At 69.1% G+C, this 1,717-nt stretch carries 3 protein-coding genes; all 3 read left to right on the top strand.

Annotated features, from left to right (window positions below; genetic code table 11):
• Positions 1-253, top strand: a 253-nt coding sequence (locus tag MJ785_RS20450) for a hypothetical protein (RefSeq protein WP_239382396.1), incomplete at its 5' end; no start/stop codon positions are given.
• Between the two features lie 16 nt (positions 254-269).
• On the top strand, positions 270-1,211 hold the full coding sequence (locus tag MJ785_RS20445) for an ADP-ribosylglycohydrolase family protein (protein ID WP_239309132.1): 942 nt from the start codon (positions 270-272) through the stop codon (positions 1,209-1,211).
• A gap of 350 nt (positions 1,212-1,561) precedes the next feature.
• Positions 1,562-1,714 (top strand): hydrogenase maturation nickel metallochaperone HypA, encoded by a 153-nt coding sequence (locus tag MJ785_RS20440; RefSeq protein ID WP_239346109.1) that lies wholly within the window; start codon positions 1,562-1,564, stop codon positions 1,712-1,714.
• The last annotated feature ends 3 nt before the right edge of the window (positions 1,715-1,717 follow it).

Below are 1,717 nucleotides of genomic sequence, written 5' to 3'. Positions count from 1 at the left end.
GCCTGGAATGCCCCCAGGGTCGAACATTTGTTCGTGTAGGGTGCGCACATCGGCGCGGTCGGCCCACGCTATATCGCCGTTCCCGCCGCTGGCCGAGACCGGTATCGGAATCCGGATGGCAATGCTCGGGCCGGTTGCCGAGCTTCGCCGGATGGAGCGGAACTGGCGGGATTTCATGGAATACCTGTTGATTCCCATCGCCAGTGGGTGGACGGTGAGCTGCCTGGGCGGACGAAGCGCCGAACTAAACTAAAGGTGGAAGGCGAAGCATGAACGAGGTCGTAACCGATGGGCTCGCCGATCGGGTGGCCGGCGCAATCGTCGCCTTCGCCTGCGGGGACGCGGCCGGAGTGCCGTGGGAAGGATGCGCTCCCGAGGCGGTGGACCCCGCCCGGATAGCCGCTATCCCCACGGGTCGCGGCTGGCCGGCTGGCTCGACATCCGACGACACCGCGCTGACACTGCTCGTCGCCGAACATCTGATCGACTCCGGCGGGCAGGGCGAGGCGGTGGAGTTCGCCCGGCGGCTGAGCGACCGTGCCGAGGGGATACGCGGCCTCGGCCCGTCCACCCGGGCTGCGATCAGCCGGTTCCGGGGCACCGGCCAACTGCCGGACGCAGGCAACACCAACGGTGGCCCCATGCGCGTTCTGCCGGTCGGCTGGTCCACCCCGCCCCGGGCCGCCGAACCGCGCCGCAGGTCGGCAGTCGAACTGACCCGAGCCACCCACGCCGGCCGGGAAGCCCAGGCGGCGGCGCTGGTCGCCGCGTCGTGCGCGTCCTGGTCACTGGCTGTCGAACAGCCGCGGCAGCTGATCGACATCGCTGTTACCGAGGCTGAGGCGAGCACGGGCCGGCTCGGTGCGGACAGCTCACTGCCCCAGCTGCTGCGCGCGGTGGCCGCTGGTGCGTGGTCCCCGCCAAGGAGCGGCATCGGCCTCGATCCCTACGAGACTGTGACCGCCGTTCTGCACTGCGTGCACACCGCTACATCCCTGCCCGACGGCATCGCCCGCGCCGTTCTTCTCGGCGGCGACACCGACACGGTCGCCGCGCTCACTGCCGGCCTGCTCGGCGCCTGGCACAGCGCCGCTGAGGTCCGCGGGACGCTCCCGTGGAGTACCCGCGTTCTCCTGCCGCCACCCGACACGATCACTCGTCTCGCGGCCGGGCTCGCCGCGTTGCGCCAGCGCGGCCCTACCCGTTTATAGCGTGTTGCTGCCGTGACGCTTTTTTAGAGCGACCGGCAATAGGGACGCGGCGTCGCGGGGCTGGGGCACGCACCTCGCTGCGTTGTCGTCGGTCGACACCCCAAGGACCAGGGTGACTCCCTCCTCCGCCTTGCGATGTACGTGCCCCAGCCCCGCTCCTTGATCCACGCCCCTATTGCCGGGCGCTCTTAGTCAACGCTGTTGACGGCACGTCGTCCATTTTTGATCTTACGGAAAAGTACCGCCGATATGATGCACCGTGATGAAATCCAGTAGGCGAAATCCGGCGGCCGAGCCCGTCGTGGCTCGTCATCCTGCGGCTGGCCGATCTGTCCCGGCCGCAGTGTAGCGTGGAATGGCGCAACGCGTCCGACCGGCTGCGCTGCTTCGCCTGCGGCTGTGAGTGCGACGGCGGACGTCTCGATCCGTGCCCGTCCTGCGGCGGCAACGGGATCGTCATCGTGCCCGCGGACGAGCTCACGGTGCTCGACTGGATGACCTGACCG

Origin of the sequence: Protofrankia sp. CiT1, from assembly GCF_917627335.1 — a bacterium.
In the GTDB taxonomy this organism is placed as follows: Bacteria; Actinomycetota; Actinomycetes; order Frankiales; family Frankiaceae; genus Protofrankia.
This window is presented reverse-complemented; position numbering and strand designations above follow the sequence as displayed.